Consider the following 24923-nt stretch of genomic DNA (forward strand, 5'->3'; position numbering starts at 1 on the left):
GCAGGAGACCCTTCCGATGGATCGCTCCGAATCGACGACCCGCCGCGCGCTGCTGCGCGCCTCCGGGCTCGGCGGCCTGGCCCTCGCCGGCACCGCCCTCGCGATCTCCCCAGCCTCGGCGGCTCACGCCACCCCCTACTCGCCGGGCGACGACGCCGACCGGCTCAGCCCGATGCGCGACGCCGTCTTCCACGTCGGCTCCGTCGCGGCGCTGCTCGCCCTGCAGTACCGCGCCCTCGTCCCCGGCCAGCTCGTGCACGTCGACGGCCACCTCGCGGCCGGCGACGGCGGCGCCCGGCTGATGCGCTGGGACCCGGCGAGCAGCGCGCCGGCCAACGGCGGCACCGTCCTCGACCCGCAGCGCGACCGGCCCGGCCCGGGCCGCTGGCTGCAGGTCCACGACGGCGTCGTCGAGTTCCGGCACTTCGGCGTCTTCGACGCGAAGACACCGGCCGACGCCGCGCTCGACGCGATGGTCGGCGACCCGTCGATCCACCGCATCGAGGCGCACACCGACCTGCACTTCGTGAAGCGCCACCGGTTCACCCGCAGCGACCTGGTGCTCGACTTCGGCGGGCACACCATGTCGACCGACGGGATCGAGGACGCCGGCCGCGACGACCCGTTCGCCGCCGTACTGTTCTTCCGCGGCACGGTCACCGACCAGGTCCACACCCACACCCTCACCGAGGCCGTGCTGGAGGGCTGGGACTCCTTCCAGGTCGGCGACTCCGCCGCGTTCGCGGTCGGTCAGTGGTACGCGGTCGAGGTCAACAAGCTCGCCGGCGCATGGGAACGCGAGCTGCAGAAGCTCGTGCAGGTCACCCAGATCATCGACGGCACACACATCCGCATCGGCTACAAGAACGGCTGGGAGCTCGCCGCCGGCCGGACGCTGACCTGGACGCGGGTCGAGCCGGTCAGCCGGGTCCACGTGCGTAACCTGGTCTTCACCGGCAACGGCGGCGACCAGTACACCGGATCGCACCCGATCGCCTACGAGTACGCCGTGCACTGCGACGTCGCCGACGTCGACGCCACCGGCTCGTTCTGGCCGGTCATCATGCGCCGCTGGTGCACCCACTTCCACACCGCCCGGTGCACGCTGAAGAACCCGACCTCGGTCACCTGGGGCGGCGCCGGCTACCTCACCCAGCAGATCTACTGCCTGTACGGGCACGTCGAGGACTGCCGCACGTCCAACGCCAGGCACCTCAACGACTGGACCGCCTCCGCCTACGGCTACGTCACCAACTGCCACGGCGACGGCGACGACCAGGGCCCGTTCGTCACCCACGGCCAGTACGAGCACGACCTGGTCTACACCGGCAACTCCGGGCTGATGACGTTCGCCAACTCCGGCGCCGCGTGGGGCTCGGCGGCCAAGCGGATCACCGTGCGCAAGCACGTCTGCTCGTGGTTCGTGGCCCGGGTGAAGGTCACCGACCTGACCCTCGAGGACGTCCAGGTGATCCGCAAGGCCGGCCTCGCCGGCTCCGGCATGCTGTGGGTCAACGCCGACGGCGTCCAGCTGCGCGGCTGCTCGGCCGACGACACGCTGATCATCTCGCAGCAGTCGAGCCGCTCCGGGCGGCCGAACGTCATCGAGGGCTGCGCGTTCCGGCTCGCCGCCCCCGGCACAGAGGTGGTGCAGGCCAGCGTCACCGCGCCGGTACACCTGGTGCGTACGAGCATCACCGGCCTCGACGGGCACGCGTTCAACGGGCCGGGACCGCTGTACCTGACCGGCACGACGCTGACCGGCGCGGCCACCGCAGCTCCGATCGCCGTCAAGTCGGCCGACGTCCGCGTCGACGGCGGCACGCTCACCGACACCGGGATCCGGCTCGCCGGCGCCGCAGACCAGCGCATCAGCGTCGGTGGCGGCGCGGTGTTCAGCGGTACCAACGCGGCCAAGGCCTTCCTGTCCCGCGCCGCGGCGACCGGCGCCGTCACCTGGGACCTCGGTGCCTACGTGAGCACGGCCGCCGACGGCGACACCGCCCACGTCGCCGTCGAGTCCGGCCGCAACCGGTACTCGGCCGTCGGTGCCCTGTTCACCCGGGGCCGGCTGCGGCTGGCCGAGGCGGGCTTCGGCGACGGCTCCTCCCTGCTGCACACCGCGTGCGTCGAGGAGGGCGTCGCCCGGTCGCTGCCGCCGGCCGGGGCGCGGGTCCGCGACACGGGCAACCTCAGCGTCTGACCACTGACCGGCAAGGAGAAGACGACGTGGAGCAGCAGGTGACGGTGGCGCTGGTGGGCGCCGGGAACCGGGGCCAGACGTACGCGCGCTGGGTGGCCGACCACCCGGAGCGGGCGCGGCTGGTCGCGGTCGCCGACCCGCGCCCGCACCAGCGCGGCCTCGTCGTGGCCGACAACCCCGGCGCCGCCCAGTTCACCGGCTGGGAGGAGCTGCTCGGCGCCGGGGTCGAGGCCGACGCGGTGATGATCGCGACCCAGGACCGGATGCACGTGGCGCCGGCCGTCGCGTTCGCGCGGGCCGGCCACCACCTGCTGGTGGAGAAGCCGCTCGCGCCGACCGAGGCGGAGTGCCGCGAGATCGTCGACGCGGTCCGCGCCACCGGCGTGCTGTTCGCGGTCTGCCACGTGCTGCGGTACACCCCGTACACCGACCTGGTGAAGCGGGTCGTCGACAGCGGCGTGCTCGGCGAGATCGTCAGCGTCCAGCACCTGGAGCCGGTCGGCTGGTGGCACTACGCCCACTCGTACGTGCGGGGACCGTGGCGGCGGGAGGACCTCGCGGCGCCGATGCTGCTGGCGAAGTCCAGCCACGACCTCGACTGGATCAGCTACGTCACCGGCCGGCGCATCGAGCAGGTCGCCAGCTTCGGCGGCCTGCGCCACTTCCGGCCCGACCAGCGCCCGGCCGGAGCCACTGAGCGGTGCCTCGACTGCCCGGTCGAGGCCGCCTGTCCTTACTCGGCACCGAAGCTGTACCTGCCGCGGCTGCGCGAACGGGGAGCGGTGTGGCCGGTCAGCGTCGTCACCGACGGCACCGACGAGGCCGCGCTCCTCGACGCGCTGCGGACCGGGCCCTACGGGCGCTGCGTGTACAACGGCGACAACGACGTCGTCGACCACCAGGTCGTGGCCATGGAGCTGACCGGCGGCGTCACCGCCACGTTCACCATGACCGCGTTCACCGAGCAGACCCACCGCCAGACCCAGCTGTTCGGCACCCACGGCATGCTCTCCGGCGACGGCGAGCGGGTCCGGGTGCACGACTTCCGCACCGACCGGATCGAGGTCCTGGAGACCGGCCCGGTCGGCGGGTCCACCGCCGCCGACGACCACGGCGGCGGTGACAGCGGCCTGATGGACGCCTTCATCCGCGCCGTCGCCACCGGCGACCGCAGCCACATCCGGTCCGGACTGGACCAGTCGCTCGCCAGTCACCTCGCGGTCTTCGCCGCCGAGACGGCCCGGCACACCGGCACGGTCGTGACCGTGCCCGCGCAGTGAACCATCACTCACGAGAGGAAACATCGATGCGAGTTCGCAGGTTCGCGCCGGTCGCGGTCGCCGCGCTGGTGGCCGGGCTGCTCGTCGCGTGCGGCGGCGGGTCCGGCGACAGCGGCGGCGGGTCCGACGAGAAGGCGTCGGTCACGATGTGGATCTACCCGGTCATCCCCGACCAGGCGGCCCACACCGCCTTCTGGAACGAGCAGGTCACCGCGTTCAAGACCAGCCACCCGAACATCGACGTGAAGGTCGAGATCTTCCCGTGGGCGAAGCGGGAGGAGTCCCTGACCACCGCGATCGCCGGCGGCAAGGGCCCCGACGTCGTCTACCTGATCCCCGACCAGCTCGGCAAGTTCAACAAGATGATCGAGCCGCTGGACAGCTACCTGCCGGCCGACGCCAAGGCCGACTACCTCGACAACGTCAAGGCCGCCGTCACCCTCGACGGCAAGATGCTCGGCGCGCCGATCCTGACCAGCAGCAACCCGCTGATGTGCAACGCCAAGGTGTTCGCCGAGGCCGGCATCACCGACTACCCGGAGACCTGGGACGACCTGCTCGCCCTGGCCCCGCAGTTCAAGGCCAAGGGCTTCGACGTCACCAACTACTACGCCGACCCGGCCGCCACCCTGAACCAGTCGTTCTACCCGCTGCTGTGGCAGGCCGGCGGCGACGTGTTCAGCAAGGACGGCAAGAAGGTCGCGTTCGACGGCCCCGAGGGCGTCAAGGCCCTGACCTTCCTCAAGCAGCTCGCCGACGGCGGCTACGTGCAGAAGGACCTGCTCACCAGCATCCCGGCCTTCGAGCAGACCAACGTCGCCAAGAACAAGGTCGCCTGCACCTGGCAGCACGTGCCGGCCGACGTCAAGACGTTCTGGGGCGCGGACAATATCAAGATCTTCCCGCCGCTGAAGGACGCCAAGAGCGTCGGCTACGGCACCGTCGGCAGCCTCGCCATGCTCAAGGGCAGCTCGGCGAAGAAGGCCGCCGGCGAGTGGATCACGTTCGCCAGCCAGCCGTCGGTGACCTCCGCCTACGAGACGAAGAGCGGCTACTTCCCGGCGAAGAAGTCGGCCGGCACGCTCTACGCGTCGGACCCGATCAACAGCGCGATGGAGAAGACCCTCGCCAGCACCACGGTCGGCGCGCTGAACGAGAAGAGCCGCGAGGTGATGGGCGTGCTCGCGCCCGAGATCCAGGCGGCGCTGATCGGCAAGAAGACCCCCGAGCAGGCGCTCGCCGACGCGGCCAAGGCCGCCAACGCGCTGCTCTGACCCTCCGGTCCGGCCCGCCGCGGCACCCTCGCGGCGGGCCGGCTCCCTTGCTCACGGAAAGGACGGCGGATGGCCGATACAGCACAGGTGGCCGAAATAGCACAGGTGCCGGCGCGGCGGACCCGGCGGGTGATGGCCCGGCGCGAGGCCCGGTGGGGCCTGCTCTTCGTCCTTCCCGCGTTCCTGCTGTTCCTCGTGTTCCGGTTCGGCCCGGCGATCGCGGGGCTGGTGCTCGGGTTCATGGAGTACTCCATCGGCGCCGACGCCGAGTGGACCGGGCTGGACAACGCCCGCCGCCTCGCCGACGACCCGGTGTTCTGGCAGGCGCTGCGGGTCACCGTCGTCTACACGCTGCTGTACGTGCCGCTGACCGTCGCCGTCTCGGTCGGGCTGGCCCTGCTGGTCCGGCGCGGCTTCCGCGGCGTCGGCTTCTTCCGCTCGGTGTTCTTCCTGCCGGTCGTCACCAGCCTCGTGCTCGTGGCCACGATCTTCGCCTGGGTCTTCTCCAGCGACGGCCCGTGGTCGCGGATCCTCGGCTGGTTCGGGCTGCCCGACGACTCGTGGCTCGCCTCCACCACCCTGGTCCTGCCGGCGCTCGCCCTCGTCGGCGTCTGGTCGCACTTCGGCTACGGCATGCTCATCGTCCTGGCCCGGTTGCAGGACCTGCCGCGCGAGCTGGAGGAGGCGGCGCTCACCGACGGGGCCGGGCCGTGGCAGCGGTTCCGCTGGATCGTCCTGCCGCAGCTGCGGCCGGTGCTGTTCTTCCTGCTGGTGATCGAGACGACCGCCTCGTTCCAGGTCTTCGACCTCGTCTACGCGATGACCGGCGGCGGACCGGCCCGAGCCAGCTACACGCTCGTCATGGCCCTGTACGAGCAGGGCTTCAAGTACTTCGACCTCGGCTACGCGAGTGCCATCGGCGTCGCGCTGTTCGTGCTCACGCTCTTCGTCGCGCTGATCCAGCGGCTGGCCCTCGGGAGGGACAAGTGACCGTCACGACCGCGCCCCGTCGGCCCCGCCGGCCCCGCGCCTACCGCGCCCTGCAGCCCGGCCCGGCCGGCAAGGTGCTGCGCACCGCCCTGCTGGCCGTGGCGAGCGTCGTCACGCTGTTCCCCTTCTACGCGATGGTGGTCCTGAGCCTCAAACCGGCGGCGGCCGTCGAGTTCCCGGGCAGCCTGCTGCCGTGGCCGATCGACACCGGCGCCTACGGCAAGGTCCTGGAGGCCCAGAGCATCCTGCGCTGGCTGCTGAACACCGCGATCTACTCGGTCGTCAGCGTCGTGCTGGTGCTGCTGCTCGCCGCGATGGCCGGCTACGCGTTCGCGAAAAAACGCTTCCCCGGCCGGGAGACGATGTTCTGGTCCTTCCTGGCGATGGTGATGGTGCCGTACCACGTCACGCTCATCCCGACGTTCATCCTCATCGCGAAGGCCGGCGGCGTCGACACCTACTGGGGCCTGATCCTGCCCACCCTCGCCAACGCCCAGGCCGTGTTCCTGATGCGCCAGTTCATCCAGGGCCTGCCCGACGAGCTGTTCGAGGCGGCCCGCATCGACGGCGCGTCGGAGTGGCGGATGTTCACCCGGATCGTCCTGCCGCTGTGCAAGCCGATCCTCGCCACGCTGGGCGTGTTCGTCTTCCTGTGGCACTGGAACGACCTGCTCTGGCCGCTGATCATCGGGCAGAGCGGGGACATGCGCACGCTCACCGTCGGCATCGCCTCGCTCCAGCAGGAACAGGTGCCGCTCAACGTCATGCTCGCCGGCTCGGTGATCGCGTTCGTGCCCATCTTCGCCGCCTACCTCGTCGGCCAGCGGTACTTCACCGAGGGCGTCACGATGTCCGGAATCAAAGGATGAGAACCGTGTTCAGCAGCGAATCCGAACTGGAGGACCGGCTCGCCCGGCCGTCGCCGGCGCTCGTCGCCGACCTCGCCGAGGGCGCCGGCGACCTCGTCGTCCTCGGCGCCGGCGGCAAGATGGGCCCGTCGCTGTGCCGGCTGGCCCGCCGCGGCCTCGACGCGGCCGGGCGCACCAGCGACCGGGTGTACGCCGTGTCGCGCTGGTCCGACGAGAAGGTCGCGGCGGCGCTGGCCGCCGACGGCGTCGAACCGGTGCCGTTCGACCTGCTCGGCGACCGCGACCTGCGGGAGCTGCCCGACGCGACCGACGTGGTGTTCATGGTCGGCGCGAAGTTCGGCACCTCGGCCGCCCCCTACCTGGCCTGGGTCGTCAACGCGGTGCTGCCCGCCGCCGTCGCCCGCCGCTACGCGGGCGCCCGGATCGCGGCGTTCTCCACCGGCAACGTCTACCCGCTCGTGCCGGTCGCCTCCGGCGGCTGCGCCGAGGACGACCCGACCGGCCCGGTCGGCGACTACGCGATGAGCTGCCTCGGCCGGGAGCAGGTGTTCGCCCACGCCGCCGCCACGAGGGGCACCCCGGTGACGGTCCTGCGGCTCAACTACGCGGTCGACCTGCGCTACGGGGTGCTCGCCGACGTCGGCCAGGCCGTCCTCGCCGGCACGCCGATCGACGTCACCACCGGCCACGTCAACGTGGTCTGGCAGGGCTACGCCAACGAGGTCGCCCTGCGCTCCCTGCGCCACGCCAGCACCGGCGTGTTCACCCTCAACGTGACCGGCCCGGAGACCGCCCCGGTGCGCCGCCTCGCCGCCAGGTTCGGCGAACGGCTCGGCCGGCCGGTGACCATCACCGGCACCGAGGCCCCCGCCGCGCTGCTCAACGACGCCACCCGCTGCCACGCACTGTTCGGCTATCCGGACGTGCCGCTCGGCACCCTCATCGACTGGCAGGCGGACTGGCTCGCCGCGGGCCTGCCCACCTCGGGCAAGCCGACCAAGTTCGCCGTCCGCGACGGGAGGTTCTGACCGTGGGCCTTGATCTGCTCCGGTCGGGCACCGTCATCCCGGCGCACCCCCTCGCCCTCACCGCTGGCCGGGCCCTCGACGAGCGGCGGCAGCGCGCGCTCACCCGCTACTACCTGGCCGCCGGCGCGGGCGGCGTCGCCGTCGGCGTGCACACCACCCAGTTCGAGATCCGCCAGGCCGGGCTGCTCGCGCCGGTGCTGGCTCTCGCCGCCGAGGTGGTCGACGCCGAGGCCGGCCGTCCGGTGGTGAAGATCGCCGGGGCGTGCGGCGACACGGCACAGGCGGTCGCCGAGGCCGAGCTCGCCGCCGGGCTCGGCTACGACGCCGTGCTGCTGTCGCCGGTCGTGCCGGGCGCCGACGAGGCCACCCTGCTGGAGCGCGCCCGGGCGGTGGGCATGGTGCTGCCGGTGGTCGGCTTCTACCTCCAGCCCGCCATCGGCGGCCCGCGCCTGTCCACGGCGTTCTGGCGGGCCTTCGCCGACCTGCCGGCGGTGGTGGCCGTGAAGCTCGCGCCGTTCGACCGGTACCGCACCCTGGAAGCCGTCCGCGGCATCGTGTCCGCCGACCGGGGCGAGGAGGTCGCCCTCTACACCGGCAACGACGACCACATCGTCGGCGACCTGCTCGGCCGGTTCGCCGGGCGGCGCTTCGCCGGCGGCCTGCTCGGCCAGTGGGCGGTCTGGACCAGCGCCGCGGTGGCCATGTTCGACCGGGTCCGCGCGGCCCGCGACGGCGACGCCGTCGCGCTCGCCGAGCTGACCGACCGCGCGGCGGCGGTCACGGACGCCAACGCCGCCGTGTTCGACGCCGCCAACGCCTTCCGCGGCTGCATCGCCGGCGTCCACGAGGTGCTGCGCCGGCAGGGGCTGCTCGCCGGCGTGTGGTGCCTCGACCCCGACGAGGGGCTCTCCGCCGGCCAGGCCGAGGAGCTGACCCGGGTCGCGGCCGCCTACCCGTGGCTGACGGACGACGACTTCGTCGAGGAGCACCGCGATGCCTGGCTCCGGTGACGCGCCACGGCGGCCGGTGACCGTCGTGTCGGTGCCGCCCGCCCTGCGCGCCCAGTTCTTCCCGGCCGAGGTCGGCGTCCGGCTGGCCGAGGTCGCCGACTGCGTCCTGGTGGACGACCACGCCGCGGCGGCGCAGTGGCTGCCCCGCGCCGAGGTGCTCGTCACCGCGTGGGGCTTCCCGCGGCTGGACGCCGGCCTGCTCGACCTGGCCCCGCGGCTGCGGCTCGTCGCCCACACCGGCGCGTCGGTCAAGCCGTTCGTCACCGGCGGGGTGTTCGACCGGGGCATCGCCGTCACTCAGGCGGGGCAGGGCATGGCCCGGTCGGTCGCGGAGGTCGCGCTGGCCTTCACGCTGGCGCTGCTGCACCGGCTGCCCCGCTTCGACCACGCCCTGCACGCGGGCACCGCGTGGGACGCCGCCGAGCAGGCGCCGCCGCGTGACGAGATCCTCGGCTGCCCGGTCGGTGTCGTCGCCGCGTCGCGCACCGGCCGCGCCTACGTCTCGCTGGTGCGCGCCCTGGGCGCCGAGGTGACGCTGGCCGACCCGACCCTCTCCGTGTCCGAGGCGGCCGCGCTCGGTGTGCGGCTGGCCGGGCTCGACGAGGTGCTCGCCGGCAGCCGGATCGTCGCACTGCACGCGCCGGTCCTGCCGGAGACCAGGCACCTGCTCGGCGCCCGCGAGCTGGCGCTCCTGCCCGACGGCGCCGGCCTGGTGAACACGGCCCGCTCCTGGCTGGTCGACGAGGCGGCGCTGGTCGCCGAGCTGTCCACCGGCCGCATCGACGCGGCCCTGGACGTGTTCGACGACGAGCCGCTGCCCACCGGGCACCCGCTGCGGGCGCTGCCGAACGTGCTGCTCACCCCGCACCAGGCCGCCGGCACGGTGCAGGGGCGGCGCCGTCAGGGCGCGATCGTGGTGGAGGAGATCACCCGGTACGCCGCGGGGCGGCCACTCGCCCACGCGGTGACCCGGCAGCTGCTCACCCGCATGGGCTGACCGTGCACCGCCCGGCCATCCCCGCCGACGAGCCGTCGCTGCGCGCCCTGTGGTCGGCGGCCTTTCCCGACACGGACGTCTTCCCGCTGTGGGCCGGCGACCCGGGGCGCTTCCCCCGCACGTTCGTCGCGGTGGACGCGGCGACCGTCCTGGCCGCCGTCTACTACCTTCCTCGTCGGCTGCGCGCCGCCGACGGCGGTGTGCACCTGGTCGGCGGGATCGCGAACGTGGCGACGCTCCCCGCGGCTCGCGGCCGCGGCCACGCCCGCCGCCTGCTCGACCTGGCCCTGGCCGCGATGACGGCCGACGGCTGTTCCTGGTCGCTGCTGTTCACCGGCACCCCGGACGTCTATCGCGGCAGCGGCTTCGAACCGTTCACGCTGCGCTACCCGACCGGCGCACCGGCCCCGGCCGGTGGCCCCGCCGGGCCGGCCTCACCGTCCTCCGGCTGGACGGTCGGTCCCGGCTCGCTGACCGAATGGAGCAGGCTCGCCGCAGCCCACCGGGCGTTCAACGCCCACCGCCCACTCACCACGGTCCGCACCGCCGACGACTGGAACCGCCGGGTGCCGGTCTGGTACGCGCCGCCGGCCGAGGTGCTCGTCGCCCACCGGCGCGGCCGCCTCGGCGGGTACATGGTCCTGCGCCGCACGGCCGGCGACGTACACGTCCTGGAGACCGCGTGCCGGCCTGGCCGGGAGGACGCCCTCGGCGCCCTGTTCGCCGCCGTCGCCGAGGACGCCCGTGCGGCGGGCGTGCGGCGCTGCACGGCCCGGCTGCCCGCCGACCCCGCGATCGACGCGGCGCTGCCCTGGCTGCTGCGCGACCCGGTGACCGAGACCGACACCACCGGGATGCTCCGGCCGCTGCACGCCGCTCCGGAGCTGATCGCCGCGATGACCGCCGCCCCGGGGGCGTTCCACTGGCCCGGCGACTACCTGTGACGTCTGGGCACAGGCGGAATCGCCCGGCGGGCCCCGCCGGGTAGTGCGGCGGGCGATGGTGAGAAGCGGGTGAGGCGCCCATGTAGCGGCGTCCTTCGGTCCATGACCTCCCGCGTCTCACCCGTGCGTGATTCGTTCCCACCAACTCGGTGGTTCGAGCGCGTGGGTGGCCTGCACGGCCGTGGTCGCGGCAGTGGCCAAGGCGGTGAACTTGAGCGTGCCGGCACCGGTGCCCGCCGCGATGCGGCTCGGCAAGGCGCCCACCGTGTCGATCCGGTACGTCAGGCCGGGCCAGCCGACCACGTCCACGTCGCCGGTCGCGGCGAGGGCGGTGCTCCTGCCCGTCGGTCCCCGGAGGGTCGCCACGACCTCGCCGGCGTGCACGACCTTGTACTTGTGCAGCAGGCCGCTGCTGGCCTGTATCAGGCGACGGCTGGCCTCGAAGGCGTCCGCCGGGCTCGGGCCGGGAGCGAGCACGGCGCCGATGACCCTGAACCGTTGCCCCTCCGCGGAGAACTCGGCCGCGAAGAGCAGGCAGCCGCCGGCCTCGTCGGTGAAGCCTGTCTTGATGCCCACGAGGCCGTCCTTGCCGAGTTGGGTGTTGACGTTCTCGACCTGCCCGACCACGGGCAGCGTGGCCTTCGGCATCGCCACGATCTGCGCCAGCACCGGCACCTGCATCGCCACCCGGGCCAGGGTGACCTGGTCGGCGGCGGTGCTGACGGTGGTCGGTGCGAGCCCGGACGGGTCGGTGTACTTCGTATCGGCCATCCCGAGCTGGGCCGCGGTCTGGTTCATCTTCGTGACGAACGCGTCGCTGCTGCCGGCGTCCCACCGGGCGAGGATGTGGGCGACGTTGTTGGCCGAGGGCAGAAGCAGAGCCTCGAGGGCCTGCCGCTCGGTGAGCACCTCACCGGCGACCACCTGGACCACCGACTGGCCGGAGGCGAGCTGGGACGGGTAGGCGGCGGCCTCCTCCGGCGAGACGATCAGCGTGGGGCCGTTCTCGTCGAGGCGCAGGGGATGATCCCGCAGGATCAGGTACGCGGTCATCACCTTGGTGACGCTGGCGATCGGCACGGGCCGCGACCCACCGGAGCTGCCCACCCGGCCGAGTCCGTCGATCTCGACCGTCGCCTGCCCGGCCTGCGGCCACGGCAACACCGGCGCAGCGCCCGGGATCGTGTACGTCTGCGGCAAGGTCTGCTTGATCTGCGGCGCCGGCACGGTACTGGTGAGCCTGAACGTGACGAACCCGCCGGCGGCGAGCGCGACGACCGCCGCGGCCACGGTCAGCCACAGCCGCAGCCCTTGACGACGAACCGGCGACGGCGCAACCACCGGCTCAACACTGATCTTGGTCAACCGAACCCCCACGGCGGATCGCTCGAAGGTCAAGCCGCGGCACGAACACGGCAAGCCGCCGCTACCCAGTGCGACCGCCGGCTAACGTCCGAAACGCTCGATCGACTCCAGGCGGCCGGGAAGCTGGCAGTGACCGCTCCGGCCCGGGCCGGAGGCAGGCGGAGGCGGCGTAGCCGTAGGGCTCCGCGGTCCTGGCGTGACGCCGCGCCTGACGGGGGCAGCGTGTCACCGGACGTTCGGCATGGAAGGCAACGCGTGCTGTTCTGACGGTGTGTGGACGGGACCACGCGTACTGTCGCCGGTCGCCACTGCCGCCAGCACCGCGAGGATCGTGCCGCCGGCCAGCACCGCCAGCAGCGGCGGCAGCACGCCGACCGGTGGCTGCCAGACGCCCGTGAACGGGTCGAGGCGCGCGCCCGGGCCGGACTGGAAACGCGTCATCACGAACGCCAGCAGGTACACGTGCAGGGCTGCGGCCGTGAAGGTCAGGACGGTGCAGTAGGGGCGTAGCCGGTGCCGCGCGGCGAGGCGGCGTTCGAACCGCGGGGCGCAGGCGGCGCACAGCACCACACCGGTGGCTGCCGGCATCGCGTACCGGCCTTGCGCGAACCAGCCGATGATCGGCAGATAGTGCAGTTCCAGGGTCAGGAGCAGGCCGAGGCAGGCGGCGCCGAGTGCGGCGGCGACGAGGGTGAGCCGGCGGCCGCCGTGGATCAGGCTCGGCACCACCACGGCGCCCAGCAGCAGGCACCACGCCGCGATGACCACCAGCGGTGGCTTGGTCTCGCCGTAGTCGAACTGGCCGACGACCTGCCTGAGATAGAACGGGATGCGCCGGGTGGCGAGGACCTGCGCGAGCTCCGACGGGGTGAGGTGCTGGGCGTCGCGGGCGACCGCAGCGACGCCGGCCACGCCGGAGTACGCCATCCAGCCGAGCGAACCGGCCAGACCGAGCGACCACGAGCCGGCAACGATCCAGCGCGTCTCGCGGCGCCGCCACAGCTGGGCGATGCGGCCGGGGCGGGCCAGCGCCACGCACGCCGTCACGATGAGCGTCAGCAGCGCGGGCCCGAGTTGGCGGACGGTGAGCAGCACCAGCGAACCGACCCCGACCAGCACGAGCAGGCGGCGCACGGCGCGGTCGCCGAGCAGTGCGTCGGGCGCGCGCAGCAGGGCGAGCAGCCCGCAGCAGACGGCGATGCCCGCGGCGATCTCGAGGCCGTTCGGGTTGACCGAGCCGGCCAGGTTCGCCGCCATTGGCGTCGCGGTGAGCACGACACCGAGCGCGAGCAACCGGCTGCCGAGCCGCAGCGCGGCACCGGCCGCTCCGGCCAGGAGCGCGGCCGCGGCCAGCGCCGACATGAGCCGGGCGAGCAGGATGCCGGTCCGGTCGGGCGCGATCACCAGCGGCGCACCGACGAGCAGGTAGTAGACCGGGCTGTACCTGGCCGCCCCGCTCGGGGTGAGGACGCGGGCCCGGTCGGTGGTCCAGCGCTGGCAGTCGGCCGGGCGCGCCGGGCGGGGCGCCCAGGCGCAGTCGACGTTGCTGTTGCTGGGCATCAGGCTCGCCGGCACCAGGAACGCGGGCTTGCGGTCGTCGCGCCGGTCGACGACCGTGCGGTGGGTGGTGAGCTGTCCGGTGGTCACGGCGTACGCACGGGCGATGTGGTCCTTCTCGTCGTACGTGCCGTTGACCGGCAGCGCGAGCGCCCACCCCGCTGCGATCAGGAAGAACGCCGGCAGGTAGAGCCACCACCGCGGCGCGACCCCGGCGACGCTACTGCGCCGCATGGAGGGCAGGAAGTACCGGCATGGGATCCCCGTGAGTGACGAACGCGTGTTGCGAGCGGCCCATTCGTACCCGGGCACCGGTTCGTAGGGGGTGAAAGACGGGGTTGATGTCGCAGGACGCCACGGCCGCCGGTCCACCTGGTCCATAGGTTTCTCCTGTCCGACGTACTCGTGAACAGGAGCCGGCCCGGTGACCTCTCCGGATGAACCGCACCGGTCCGGTGATCCGGTGAACGACCGGCCCGGCCGTGCGCGCGGCCGGGCAACCGTGCCGACCGGCCGGAACCAGCGCGCGTGCGGCCGGGCAACCGTGCCGAGCGACCGGAACCAGCGCGCACGGCCCAAGGCTCCGTTGTGGGCGCGGTGGTGCATCGTGCTCGGCACGACCCTGGTCGTGCTGGCCGGCGCGGTGCTCGTGGCGAAGGAGGCCCTGCTGTCGTACGCGACGCGCGGCGTCGTCGAGCAGAACCTGCTCGGCGACACCGGCAGCTGGGCCCAGCAGCCCGGCCACGCGTCCGTCACAGGGGCGAAGAACATCCTGCTCATCGGTGTCGACGCCCGCCCCGGCCAGGACCCTCGCGAACCCGTACGCTCCGACTCGATCATCATCCTGCACATCCCGGCGACGTATGACGCCGCGTTCATGGTCTCGATTCCCCGGGACACCTGGGTCGAGGTCCCGCCGTACGACAACGGGGCCAGGCAGTACCCGGGCGGCGACGACAAGGTCAACGCCGCGTTCGCCTACGGCGGCAACGGCCTCACCGGGCCGGCCGCCCGCCGCCATGCCGTCGAGCTACTCGCCCTGACGATCAAGAAGCTGTGCGGGGTGACGTTCGACGGTGCGGGGATCGTCGACTTCACCGGCTTCCAACAGGTCGTCAACGTGCTCGGTGGGGTCGACATGTACGTGGACCAGGAGACCACGTCCGTGAGCATCGGTCACAACAGCACGGGCGGGACCGAGGTCCCGTTCCGGCAGTACACCAGAGACGACGGCGGCCAGGGCCTGGACCCGGTTCCGGGCGTGACCCCGGTGGTCTACCACGTCGGCTACCAGCACCTCGAATCGTGGCAGGCCCTCGACTACGTCCGGCAACGCGAGACCCTGCCCAACGGCGACTACGACCGGCAACGCCACCAGCAACAGTTCATCAAGGCCGTCTTCAAGAAGATGCTCAGCAAGGACGTGCTCACCAACCCGGTGCGGTTCAACAAGGTCATCGAGGGCGCCGGCAAGGCGATCACCATCGACAGCGGTGGCATCGACCTGGCCGACTGGGCGTACGCCATGCACGGCGTGAGCAGCGACGACGTGGTCACCATCAAGACGAACGAGGGCACGTTCAACCGGTCGCCCGGCAACGGCACGGCCGAAGACCTCGACCAGACCAGCATCAACCTGCTCACCGCCGTCCGGACCGACCAGGTCAAGGGCTTCCTCGCCGCCCACCCCCAACTGGTCGCCTGACGCCGGTCGCGCAGCAGCGAAGCGAGGCGTTCTTCGAACTGATCGTGGAGGGGTGGACCGCGGGTTTCCACCGACTACGCGCTCACGTTGCCTCCGCCAATGCCTGAACCCTCAGCGCTCCACGCTTCCGCGACTGACAGGAGCGTCTGACGCCGGCGGGGCGGGGCACGGCGACAGCCGACACCGGTCACGAGGTCCGGCGAAACCGATGTGACACAACACCTGCACGGCAAGGCAACAATCGCCGGGTCTACTTCTGTTCAACTAGGGTTCCCCGTAGTGGACAGAGGTGGGTTGCCGTGGCGGACCGGTACGAAGCGCTGAAAGGCCTCACAGACCAGCATCAGACCCGATTCATCCTGGCGACCTTCGTCGACCTCGACGGCAAGCCGTGCGCCAAGCTGGTGCCGGTCGAGGCGCTGGAGGCGCTCGCCACCGAGGGTGTCGGTTTCGCAGGCTACGCCGCGGGCGCGCTCGGTCAGCAGCCCTGCGACCCCGACATCATGGCGATCCCCGACCCGGCCAGCTTCGCCGCGCTGCCGTTCCTGCGCGACGGGCTCGCCATGGTGCACTGCGACCCGCACGTCGAGGGCAGCCCGTGGCCGTACGCGCCACGCGTCATCCTCCAGGCCGTCCTCGCCGACCTGCGGGAGAAGGGCTACGACGCGCACGTCGGCGCCGAGATCGAGTACTTCCTGCTCAACCGGGACGTGAGCGGTGGTCTGCGCACCGCCGACGCCGACGACCGGGCCGCCCAGCCCTGCTACGACGCTCGCGGCGTGACCCGCATGTACGACCACCTCACCGCGGTCTCCACCGCCATGAACGGCCTCGGCTGGGGCAACTACGCCAACGACCACGAGGACGCGAACGGCCAGTTCGAGCAGAACTTCACGTTCGCCGACGCGCTCACCACCGCCGACCGGGTGATCACCGCCCGCTATCTGATCCAGATGCTGGCAGAGCAGCGCGGCATGCTCGCCACCTTCATGCCGAAGCCGTTCACCGACCGCACCGGCAACGGCCTGCACCTGCACATGTCACTGTGGTCCGGGGCCGAACCGCTCTTTCCGGACGACGCCGACCAGCGCGGTCTCGGCCTCTCCGAGCTGGCGTACTACTTCGTCGGCGGAGTCCTGGAACACGCGCCGGGCCTGCTGTCGGTGCTCGCACCGACCGTCAACTCCTACAAGCGGCGCGGCGCCGTCTCCACCAACTCCGGTGCCACCTGGGCGCCGAACCGGGCCAGCTACGGCGGGAACGATCGCACGCACCTGATCCGCGTCCCCGACCGCAACCGCATCGAGGTGCGCGGCGGCGACGGCTCCGCCAACCCGTACCTGGCCATCGCCGCCCTGCTCACCGCCGGCCTCGACGGCATGGAGCGCAAGGTCGATCCCGGCGACCCGTCCGGTCCCGGTCAGCACCCGGCCGGTGCCGTCCCGCTGCCGATCACGCTCCTGCACGCCGTCGACGCGCTGCACGCCGACCCGATCGTGCAGCGCGCCCTCGACGCCGCCGGTCCCGGCGTCGCCGGCTACTTCGCCGACCGCAAGCGCGACGAGTTCCTCGGCTGGCACAACACCGTCACCGGCTGGGAGACCAACCGGTACCTGACCGCCGTCTAGCACGCACCGAAGGAGGTACCGACATGTGCGGAATCGTCGGCCTGCACCTGCGCGACGACACGCTGCAGCCCCGGCTCGGCGCACTGCTGCGCGGCATGCTCCACCAGGTCTCGGAGCGCGGCCCCGACTCGGCCGGCATCGCCGTCTACGGCGACGACACCCTCGCCCCGCAGGGCCAGGCCACCGTCGCCCTGCTGGGCACGACGGTCGCGGAGGCGCAGGCGGCCGTCAAGGGCGTGACGGCGGTCGAACGCGGGGGAGTGGTGCTCCTCAGCGCCGCGATCCCGACGGCGCTGCTGGCCTCGCAGGTCCGGGCGGCCCTGCCGCACGCGCTGATCGCCGGTCGCGGCCCGGGTCTCGCCGTGCTCAAGGGCGTCGGTCATCCGATGGCCGTGGCCGATCGCTTCGGCCTGGACTCGATCACCGGCTACCAGGCCGTCGCCCACACCCGGATGGCGACCGAGTCCGCCGTCACGCCCGAGGGCTGCCACCCGTTCTCCGTCGAGGACGGCGTCTGCCTCGTGCACAACGGCTCGTTCGCCAACCACGCCACGATCCGTCGCGAGCTGATCGGCGACGGCGTCACCTTCGACAGCGACAACGACTCCGAGGTCGGCGCCCGGTTCCTCGCCCACCGGCTGAGCCGGGGCGACGACGTGGAGAAGGCGCTGCGACTGCTCTGCGAGCGCTTCGACGGCTTCTACACCCTGCTCGTCTCGACCGCCGACAGCTTCGCGGTGGTGCGCGACGCCGTCGCCTGCAAGCCGGCCCTGATCGCCGAGACCGACCGCTGGGTCGCGATGGCCTCCGAGTACCGCGCGCTCGCCGCGCTGCCCGGCATCGAAACCGCCCGCGTCTTCGAACCCCAGCCGGAGGAGGTCTACTCGTGGACACGCTGACCGTCGACCTCGACCGTTCGCCGGTACGGGAAGCGAACCGCGCCCTCCGCGAACTGCCGGACGGCGCCGCCATCTGGCTGGCGAACCCGATGGGCCGGCACAACCTCGCCGTCGGCCTCGACGCCGACGTCACCGTCACGATCGACGGCGCGGCCGGGTACTACGCCGGCGGCCTCGGCAAACGCGCCACGGTGATCGTCAACGGCCCGGCGGGCTGGGGCGCCGGCGAGAACCTGATGTCCGGTCTGGTGCACGTCAAGGGCGACGCCAGCCAGAGCGCCGCGTCCTGCGCACACGGCGGCACGGTCGTGGTCGACGGCGACGCCTCACTGCGTGCCGCGATCTCGCTCAAGGGCGGCACCCTCGCCGTCGGTGGCGACGTCGGGCCGTACTGCGCCTTCCTCGCCCAGGCCGGCACTGTCCTGATCGGCGGCGACGCCGGCGCCCACCTCGGCGACTCCCTCTACGAGGCGGTCATCTACGTGGCCGGGAAGATCCGCAGCCTCGGCACCGACGCCCGGGTCGAGGAGCTGACCGAGACCGACGTCGCCCGGGTGCGCGAACTGGCCGCCCGCTGCGGCTTCGACCACATCGATCCGGAGAACGTCACCCGGGTGGCGTCGGCCCGCCAGCTCTACCACTTCGACACCCATGCGCACGACGCGTACTGACCGGGAGGCCCCGTTGGACAACCACACCTTCTCCCCGGGCGTGCAGGCCGACATCCGGGAGCGGGCCCGCCTCGGCCGCTACGCGATCCGCGGGATGGGCGCCCGCCGCGCCGTGCCCAGCTTCGACGACCTGCTCCTGCTCACCGCGAGCGCCTCCCGCTACCCGCTGGAGGGCTACCGGGAGCGCTGCGAGACCCGCACCGTTCTCGGCGCCAGCAATGCCCGGGAGCCCGTCGTCCTCGACATTCCGATCACCATCGCCGGCATGTCCTTCGGCTCGCTCTCCGCGCAGGCGAAGGAGGCGCTCGGCCGGGCCGCCTCCGAGGTCGGCACCTCCACCACCACCGGGGACGGCGGCATGACCCCCGAGGAGCGCAAGAGCTCCAAGACCCTGGTGTACCAGTGCCTGCCGTCGCGGTACGGATTCAATCCGGACGACCTGCGGGCGGCGGACGCCGTCGAGATCGTCCTCGGGCAGGGCGCGAAGCCCGGCGGCGGGGGGATGCTCCTGGGCCAGAAGGTGGGCGAGCGGGTCGCCGCCATGCGTACCCTGCCGGAGGGCGTCGACCAGCGTTCGGCCAGCCGTCATCCGGACTGGACCGGCCCCGACGATCTGCGCATCAAGATCGAGGAGCTGCGCGAGGCGACCGACTGGCGGGTTCCGATCTACGTCAAGGTCGGCGCGACCCGGACCTTCCACGACGTCCGCCTGGCCGTCGCGGCCGGCGCCGACGTGGTGGTCGTCGACGGCATGCAGGGCGGCACCGGCGCCACCCAGGACGTCTTCATCGAGCACACCGGCATCCCGACGCTCGCCGCGGTCCGCCAGGCCTCCGACGCCATCGAGGGCAACCCGGACATCAAACTGATCGTCTCCGGCGGTATCCGCTCGGGCGCCGACGTCGCCAAGGCCCTCGCCCTCGGTGCCGACGCGGTGTCGATCGGGGTTGCCGCGCTCATCGCGCTGGGCTGCAACGACACCGAGTACGACGGCCGCGGCGGCACCCGGCTCGACGCCCGCCCCGGCTACCTGTCGCTGGCGACCGCCGCCGGATCGTGCACCGCCTGCCACACCGGTGGCTGCCCGGTCGGCATCGCCACCCAGGACCCGGCGCTGACGGAGCGCCTCGACCCGGTCGAGGGTGGCCGCCGCGTCGCCAACTACCTGCGCGCGTTGACCATGGAGACCACCATGCTGGCCCGTGCGTGCGGCAAGTCCGACGTACACCATCTGGAACCGGAAGACCTCGTGGCGCTCACCGTGGAGTCCGCCGCCATGGCCCGGGTGCCGCTGGCCGGCACCGACTGGATCCCCGGCCTCCCGGAAGGTCGGTGAGGCGCGGTGTCCGCTGTCGAGGTGGCGGTGATCGGCGCCGGGCTGATGGGGGCGGCGACGGCCTGGGCGTTGGGCCGGCGCGGAGTGCCGGCAGCGCTCTTCGAGGCGCGGGAGTTCGGGCACCTGGCGGGCAGCTCGCACGGTTCGGCGCGGATCTACCGGCGGGCCTACCCGGATCCGCTGTACCTCCGGATGACCGGGCTGGCGGGGGAGCTGTGGCGGGAGCTGGAGCTGGCCGCGGGGGCGTCCGTGCTGCGCACGACCGGTGGCCTGGACTTCGGGCGGCGCCGTGATCCGGCGGCGATCGCGGCGCGGCTCGCCGAGGCCGGTGTGCCGCACGAGCTGATGCCCGCATCGGAGGCGTCACGGCGCTGGCCCGGGTTCGCGTTCGACGGGCCGGTGACGTACCACCCGGAGGCGGGTGTCGTCGACGCCGATCTGGCGGTGCGTTCGATGCTGTCGGAGGCCGCGCGGGCCGGGGTGCCGGCGTCCGCGAGCACGCCGGTGCGGCGGATCGAGCCGCTGACGGGCGGTGGCGTGCGGCTGCACCTGGCCGCGGGCGGCAGCCAGGTCGCCGGGCGGGTGGTCGTGGCGGCCGGGGCCTGGATGTCCGACGTGCTCGGCGGGCTGGCGCCCCTGCCCGAGCTGACCGTGACGCAGCAGCAGGTCTTCCACTTCCCCCGGCGGGACCCGAACACGGAGTGGCCGATCTTCGTGTACAAGGGCGACGACACGGCCAGTTACGGGTTGCCGGGCGGGCGGGACGGCGGGCCGGGCGGGGCGATCAAGGTGGCCGAGCACGCGGAAGGGTCGGTGACCACCGGGGACTCGCGCGACGGCGTGGTCTCGCCGGCCAGTCGCGCGCGGGTGACCGACTACGTACGGCGCCGGTTGCCGGGGCTCGTACCGGAGCCGTTCGCGGAGGCCAGCTGCCTCTACACCAAGACGGCGAACGAGGACTTCGTGCTGGATCGGGTGGGTGATGTGGTCGTGTGCTCGCCGTGTTCGGGGCACGGGGCCAAGTTCGCGCCGCTGGTCGGGGAGATCGCGGCGGATCTGGCGATGGGGAAGGCGCCGTTCGACCCCAGGTTCACGCTGGCCGCGCACGGTGTGCCGGCGTCACTATCCTGATCACATGCGCGATACGGACGACGCGGATCCGGCAGCCTTCGCCGAGGGGGCGCTGGAGCGGACGATCGCGCTCCGGGTCCGCGAGTACCGGCAGGCGGCCGGACTGTCGATCGCCCAGCTCGCCGGCAAGATCGGACTCTCCAAGGCGATGCTGTCGAAGATCGAGAATGCGCAGACCTCATGCAGCCTGACCACCCTCGGCCGGCTCGCCGGCGGCCTGGGGATCCCGGTGACGGCACTCTTCCGGGGCGTCGACACCGAGCTGGAGGCGGTCTTCACCCCGGCCGGCAGCGGGGCCGAAATCGTCCGGCGCGGGACCCGGGTCGGGCATCACTACCTGCTGCTCGGCGGCCTGCGCGGGGTCCACAAGCGGATGGAGCCGGTGCTCGTCACGCTCACCGATTCCAGCGAGGTCTTCCCACTCTTCCAGCACCCGGGCACCGAGTTCCTCTACATGCTGGAAGGCGTGATGGTGTACGGCTACGGCGACACCCGGTACACGATGCGGCCGGGGGACGCGCTGCAGTTCGACGGGGCGGGGCCGCACGGGCCGTCGGGGCTGGTCGAGCTACCGGTCCGGTTCCTGTCGATCACCGGCTACGGGGATCAGGACCGCGCCGGCTGACCGGCCGACGCACGCGGCAGCGATTTTCGCAGTCCGATACCGCGGGAAATGGATCAGCAATATTGCGGGTCACCAGCCGAAACGAGGCTTGAGTGCACTGCTGGATGACAGCGGTTCATGCGATGATACTCAAGGAGCCTCTACAGTGGACACTGGTAGTACCGCCTGGTTGCTCGCGAGCACCGCGCTCGTCTTGCTGATGGTCCCGGGCCTCGCCCTCTTCTACGGCGGCATGGTCGGCGCCAAGCGAGTCGTCAACATGGTCATGATGACCTTCGGGGCCGTGGCCGTGGTCTGTTGCATCTGGGTCGTCTACGGCTACCAGTTCGCCTTCGGTGACTCCATCGGCGGTGCCGGCATCCTCGGCCTCGACACCGGCAACTTCGGCCTCGGTGGGCTGCTCAAGGGCGACGAGGCCGCCACCATCCCGCCGGCGCTGTTCGCCGTCTTCCAGATGCTCTTCGCCGCGCTGACCACCGCGCTGATCGCCGGGGGCGTCGCCGACCGGATGAAGTTCGGCGTCTGGCTGGCCTTCACCGCTGTCTGGGCGACCCTGGTCTACCTGCCGGTCGCGCACTGGGTCTTCGCGTTCTCCAGCGACACCGTCACCGGCGGCTGGATCGCCAACAAGATCCAGGCCATCGACTACGCCGGCGGCACCGCCGTGCACATCAACGCCGGTATCGCCGCCCTCGCCGTAGTGCTCGTCCTCGGCAAGCGCACCGGCTGGCCGAACACCCCGCACAAGCCGCACAACCTGCCGCTGACCGCGCTCGGCGCCGGCCTGCTCTGGTTCGGCTGGCTCGGCTTCAACGGCGGCTCCGCCCTGTCGTCCGGCAACGCCGCCGCCGTCGTCGTGCTGAACACCGTCGCCGCCGGCGCGGCCGCCGGCCTCGCCTGGATCGCCTTCGAGCGGCTCAAGGGCGGCGCCATGACCTCGCTCGGCAAGTCCTCCGGCATCGTCGCCGGTCTGGTCGCCATCACCCCGGCCTGCGGCGCGGTCAATCCGCTCGGCGCACTCATCATCGGCGTCATCGCCGGCGCGGCCTGCGCCTTCGCCGTGAACCTCAAGTACAGGTTCGGCTATGACGACTCGCTCGACGTGGTCGGCGTGCACCTCGTCGGCGGCGTCATCGGGACCCTGCTCATCGGCTTCCTCGCCACCGCTGACGCCCCGAACGGTCGCGACGGTCTCTTCTTCGGCGGCGGCCTCGGCCTCCTCGCCGACCAGGCCACCGCGGTCATCGCCGTCCTCGCCTACTCGTTCGTCCTCACGTGGGTCATCGCGAAGCTCTTCGACGTCGTCGTCGGCCTGCGCGTCCCGGCCGAGGTCGAGCGGGAGGGCATCGACAGTGTCCACCGAGAGTCGGGCTACGACCTCCTCGGCGCGGACCTGCCCGAGGTCGTCGAGGAGGAGCGCACCCCGGAGCCCGCGGCCGCCTAGCCTCACCTCAGATCGTGGTCCCGGCGCACCCCGCCCACTCCTCCCGGGTGGAGATCCATGCGCCGGGACCCGCTTCCCTCCCAGCCGCATGCAATACCCTGTCCGTCAGATCTGGTTCGTGCCTCCGTCGACGTAGAAGTTCGCGCCGACGACGTAGCTGCTCTGTTCCGAGGCCAGGAAGGCCACGACTGCGGCGGCCTCCTCAGGCTGACCCATGCGGCCCCTGGCCACGGTCGCGGCGACATTCTCCTTGACGGCCCGAGCGGTCTCCTCGTCGCCGAAAGCGGCGGTGCCGCCGGGAGTCTCGATCCATGCCGGCGAGACGACGTTGACCCGGATGCCACGGCCTTTGAGCTCGTTGGACCACGTCCGCGCGAAGGACCGCACGGCCGCCTTCGACGCCGCGTACGCGCCGAATGCCTCTACTCCACGGTCGCCGGCGGTCGAACCGAGCAGGACGATCGAGGCTCCCTCGTTGAGCAGCGGCAACGCCTTCTGCGCGGTGAACAGCGTGCCTCGGACGTTCACCGCGAAGGTCTGGTCGAAGTGCTCCTCGGTGGTCTGCTCCAGCGTCATGAATGCACCGACCGCGGCGTTCGCCACAAGCACGTCCAAACCCTTGCCCCGGGACCGGACCGCCTCGTAGAGCCGGTCCAGGTCCTCCGGCTTCGAGATGTCGCCGACGACCGCAGTGGCCCGGTCCGCTCCGATGGTCTTGACGGCGGCCTCCAGCTCGGCCTCGCGCCGCCCGGTGATGAACACGTACGCGCCCTCGTCCGCCAGCCGTACGGCGGTGGCCAGACCGATCCCGCTGCTTCCTCCGGTGACCACCGATGTCTTGCCATCCAGCTGTCCCATGTGGGTGTCTCCATCGCTCTGTCGATGCCGATCCGTTCGACATCGATCCTGCGGGAGATCGCGAGTACCATCCATAATGCAGAGTCCGGCCTTCTTTACGTATCGTCCAGGAGGTGCGGTCGGTGCTCGGCTTCCGGGATCCAGTGGCTGACGCCATCGGTCTGCTCCGGCCCCGCACGGTGGTCGGGCCCAGCGTCCGGGCCGCGGGAGCGTGGGCGTTGCGCTTCGACCCGTTCCTGCACGTGCGGATCGGCGGCCTCGTGCGCGGCACGTGCTGGTTGACCCTCGAAGGGCACGAGCCGGTGCTCCTGCAGGAGGGTGACACCTTCATGCTGGGCAACCCGCCGCCCTACGTACTGGCCAGCACGCTCGACGCGAGCCCGCGCCCGGCGGAGCCGGTGTGGGCGGGTGCCGAAGACGGGTTCGTGCGGATCGGCCCGGAGTCCGAGGAGGACCTCTACCTCTGCGTCGGGCACATCGCGTTCGACGACAGCAACGCGGCCCTCCTGACCGATCTTCTGCCGCCGCTCGTGATCGTCCGCGCGGCCGATCCTCACGGCAGTCGGCTCGCGCAGCTGATCGATCTCCTGGCCACCGAGGTCGGGGTCGCCGCCGCCGGCGGCCCGCTGGTGCAGAACCACCTCGCACAGATCCTGCTCGTGCACATGCTGCGCGCACACGCCGGTCGGACAGACCGGCCCACAGGCTGGCTGGGCGCCCTGAACGAGGACGGCATCGGTGCCGCCCTGCGCGCCGTGCACGCGGACGTGGCCCACCCCTGGAGCCTCAAGGAACTCGCCGAGATCAGCCACATGTCGCGTTCCGCGTTCGCCCAGACCTTCAAGAGCCACGTCGGGGTCCCGCCCCTGGAGTACCTGATCCAATGGCGCATGAGCCTCGCCCGCGACGCCCTCGCCCGCGACACTCTGTCGATCTCCGAGCTCGCACGGGCCACGGGCTACCTGTCCGAGAGCGCGTTCAGCACCGCGTTCCGCCGCGTGGTCGGCTCATCGCCCGCTCAGTTCCGCAACCAGGCACGGCAGCCACCGCGCCCGGCCGCGAACGGAAGCTGAAGGAGGAAGTCGGCGGCGGCGCGCCCACGCGGTGGG

General features: G+C 72.2%; 21 protein-coding genes. 18 read left to right on the plus strand and 3 right to left on the minus strand.

Annotated features, from left to right (window positions below; all coding sequences use genetic code 11):
- Nucleotides 1–16: 16 nt before the first annotated feature.
- The 9 genes from ACFY3L_RS49130 to ACFY3L_RS49170 all read left to right on the plus strand — a co-directional run bounded on the left by ACFY3L_RS49130 (nt 17) and on the right by ACFY3L_RS49170 (nt 10595).
- Nucleotides 17–2203, plus strand: a complete 2187-nt coding sequence (locus ACFY3L_RS49130) for a hypothetical protein (protein WP_389340940.1) — start codon at nt 17–19, stop codon at nt 2201–2203.
- A gap of 26 nt (nt 2204–2229) precedes the next feature.
- Nucleotides 2230–3483, plus strand: coding sequence for a Gfo/Idh/MocA family protein (locus tag ACFY3L_RS49135; protein WP_389340943.1), 1254 nt, complete (start codon nt 2230–2232; stop codon nt 3481–3483).
- A gap of 26 nt (nt 3484–3509) precedes the next feature.
- Nucleotides 3510–4757: an ABC transporter substrate-binding protein gene (locus tag ACFY3L_RS49140; protein ID WP_389340945.1), complete on the plus strand. Its 1248-nt coding sequence runs from the start codon at nt 3510–3512 to the stop codon at nt 4755–4757.
- Nucleotides 4758–4826: 69 nt separating this feature from the next.
- Nucleotides 4827–5747 carry a carbohydrate ABC transporter permease gene (locus ACFY3L_RS49145; RefSeq protein ID WP_389340948.1) on the plus strand — a complete coding sequence of 307 codons (921 nt, stop codon included), beginning with the start codon at nt 4827–4829 and terminating at the stop codon, nt 5745–5747.
- The gene (locus ACFY3L_RS49150; protein ID WP_389340951.1) at nt 5744–6616 is read left to right on the plus strand and encodes a carbohydrate ABC transporter permease; all 873 of its coding nucleotides are present in this window, start codon (nt 5744–5746) and stop codon (nt 6614–6616) included. The genes ACFY3L_RS49145 and ACFY3L_RS49150 overlap by 4 nt, the downstream gene beginning before the upstream one ends.
- A gap of 5 nt (nt 6617–6621) precedes the next feature.
- Entirely contained in the window at nt 6622–7644 is a 1023-nt protein-coding gene (locus tag ACFY3L_RS49155; RefSeq protein WP_389340954.1) for an NAD-dependent epimerase/dehydratase family protein, read from the plus strand.
- 2 nt (nt 7645–7646) lie between these two features.
- Entirely contained in the window at nt 7647–8654 is a 1008-nt protein-coding gene (locus tag ACFY3L_RS49160; protein ID WP_389340957.1) for a dihydrodipicolinate synthase family protein, read from the plus strand.
- Nucleotides 8638–9651 (plus strand): hydroxyacid dehydrogenase, encoded by a 1014-nt coding sequence (locus ACFY3L_RS49165; protein WP_389340960.1) that lies wholly within the window; start codon nt 8638–8640, stop codon nt 9649–9651. Before ACFY3L_RS49160 ends, ACFY3L_RS49165 begins: the two co-directional genes overlap by 17 nt.
- A 2-nt stretch (nt 9652–9653) precedes the next feature.
- Nucleotides 9654–10595, plus strand: a complete 942-nt coding sequence (locus ACFY3L_RS49170; RefSeq protein WP_389340963.1) for a GNAT family N-acetyltransferase — start codon at nt 9654–9656, stop codon at nt 10593–10595.
- Between the two features lie 117 nt (nt 10596–10712).
- Here ACFY3L_RS49170 and ACFY3L_RS49175 read toward each other — a convergent pair whose 3' ends face one another.
- Nucleotides 10713–11936 carry a D-alanyl-D-alanine carboxypeptidase family protein gene (locus ACFY3L_RS49175; protein ID WP_389340966.1) on the minus strand — a complete coding sequence of 408 codons (1224 nt, stop codon included), beginning with the start codon at nt 11934–11936 and terminating at the stop codon, nt 10713–10715.
- Nucleotides 11937–12185: 249 nt separating this feature from the next.
- Nucleotides 12186–13751, minus strand: a complete 1566-nt coding sequence (locus tag ACFY3L_RS49180) for a DUF2142 domain-containing protein (protein WP_389340969.1) — start codon at nt 13749–13751, stop codon at nt 12186–12188.
- Between the two features lie 373 nt (nt 13752–14124).
- Between ACFY3L_RS49180 and ACFY3L_RS49185 the strand changes: the two genes are divergently transcribed.
- From ACFY3L_RS49185 to ACFY3L_RS49220, 8 genes are all read left to right on the plus strand, one after another.
- The gene (locus ACFY3L_RS49185; RefSeq protein ID WP_389340972.1) at nt 14125–15222 is read left to right on the plus strand and encodes an LCP family protein; all 1098 of its coding nucleotides are present in this window, start codon (nt 14125–14127) and stop codon (nt 15220–15222) included.
- A 299-nt stretch (nt 15223–15521) separates the two neighbouring features.
- Nucleotides 15522–16850, plus strand: a complete 1329-nt coding sequence (glnT, locus tag ACFY3L_RS49190) for a type III glutamate--ammonia ligase (protein ID WP_389340975.1) — start codon at nt 15522–15524, stop codon at nt 16848–16850.
- Nucleotides 16851–16873: 23 nt separating this feature from the next.
- Nucleotides 16874–17749, plus strand: a complete 876-nt coding sequence (locus ACFY3L_RS49195) for a hypothetical protein (protein ID WP_389340978.1) — start codon at nt 16874–16876, stop codon at nt 17747–17749.
- Nucleotides 17737–18420, plus strand: coding sequence for a hypothetical protein (locus ACFY3L_RS49200; RefSeq protein ID WP_389340981.1), 684 nt, complete (start codon nt 17737–17739; stop codon nt 18418–18420). Before ACFY3L_RS49195 ends, ACFY3L_RS49200 begins: the two co-directional genes overlap by 13 nt.
- Nucleotides 18421–18433: 13 nt before the next feature.
- Nucleotides 18434–19756, plus strand: coding sequence for an FMN-binding glutamate synthase family protein (locus ACFY3L_RS49205; protein ID WP_389340984.1), 1323 nt, complete (start codon nt 18434–18436; stop codon nt 19754–19756).
- A 6-nt stretch (nt 19757–19762) separates the two neighbouring features.
- Nucleotides 19763–20887, plus strand: a complete 1125-nt coding sequence (locus ACFY3L_RS49210; RefSeq protein ID WP_389340987.1) for an FAD-dependent oxidoreductase — start codon at nt 19763–19765, stop codon at nt 20885–20887.
- Between the two features lie 4 nt (nt 20888–20891).
- The gene (locus tag ACFY3L_RS49215; RefSeq protein ID WP_389340990.1) at nt 20892–21512 is read left to right on the plus strand and encodes a helix-turn-helix domain-containing protein; all 621 of its coding nucleotides are present in this window, start codon (nt 20892–20894) and stop codon (nt 21510–21512) included.
- A 145-nt stretch (nt 21513–21657) separates the two neighbouring features.
- The gene (locus ACFY3L_RS49220; RefSeq protein WP_389340993.1) at nt 21658–22956 is read left to right on the plus strand and encodes an ammonium transporter; all 1299 of its coding nucleotides are present in this window, start codon (nt 21658–21660) and stop codon (nt 22954–22956) included.
- Nucleotides 22957–23061: 105 nt separating this feature from the next.
- Here ACFY3L_RS49220 and ACFY3L_RS49225 read toward each other — a convergent pair whose 3' ends face one another.
- Complete coding sequence (locus ACFY3L_RS49225; protein WP_389340996.1) at nt 23062–23814, minus strand: SDR family NAD(P)-dependent oxidoreductase; 753 nt, start codon at nt 23812–23814, stop codon at nt 23062–23064.
- A gap of 113 nt (nt 23815–23927) precedes the next feature.
- On the opposite strand from ACFY3L_RS49225, the gene ACFY3L_RS49230 reads away from it, so the two are divergent.
- Complete coding sequence (locus ACFY3L_RS49230) at nt 23928–24887, plus strand: AraC family transcriptional regulator (protein WP_389340999.1); 960 nt, start codon at nt 23928–23930, stop codon at nt 24885–24887.
- Nucleotides 24888–24923: the final 36 nt, after the last annotated feature.

It is taken from the genome of Dactylosporangium sp. NPDC000521 (genome assembly GCF_042898305.1).
GTDB lineage: Bacteria > Actinomycetota > Actinomycetes > Mycobacteriales > Micromonosporaceae > Dactylosporangium.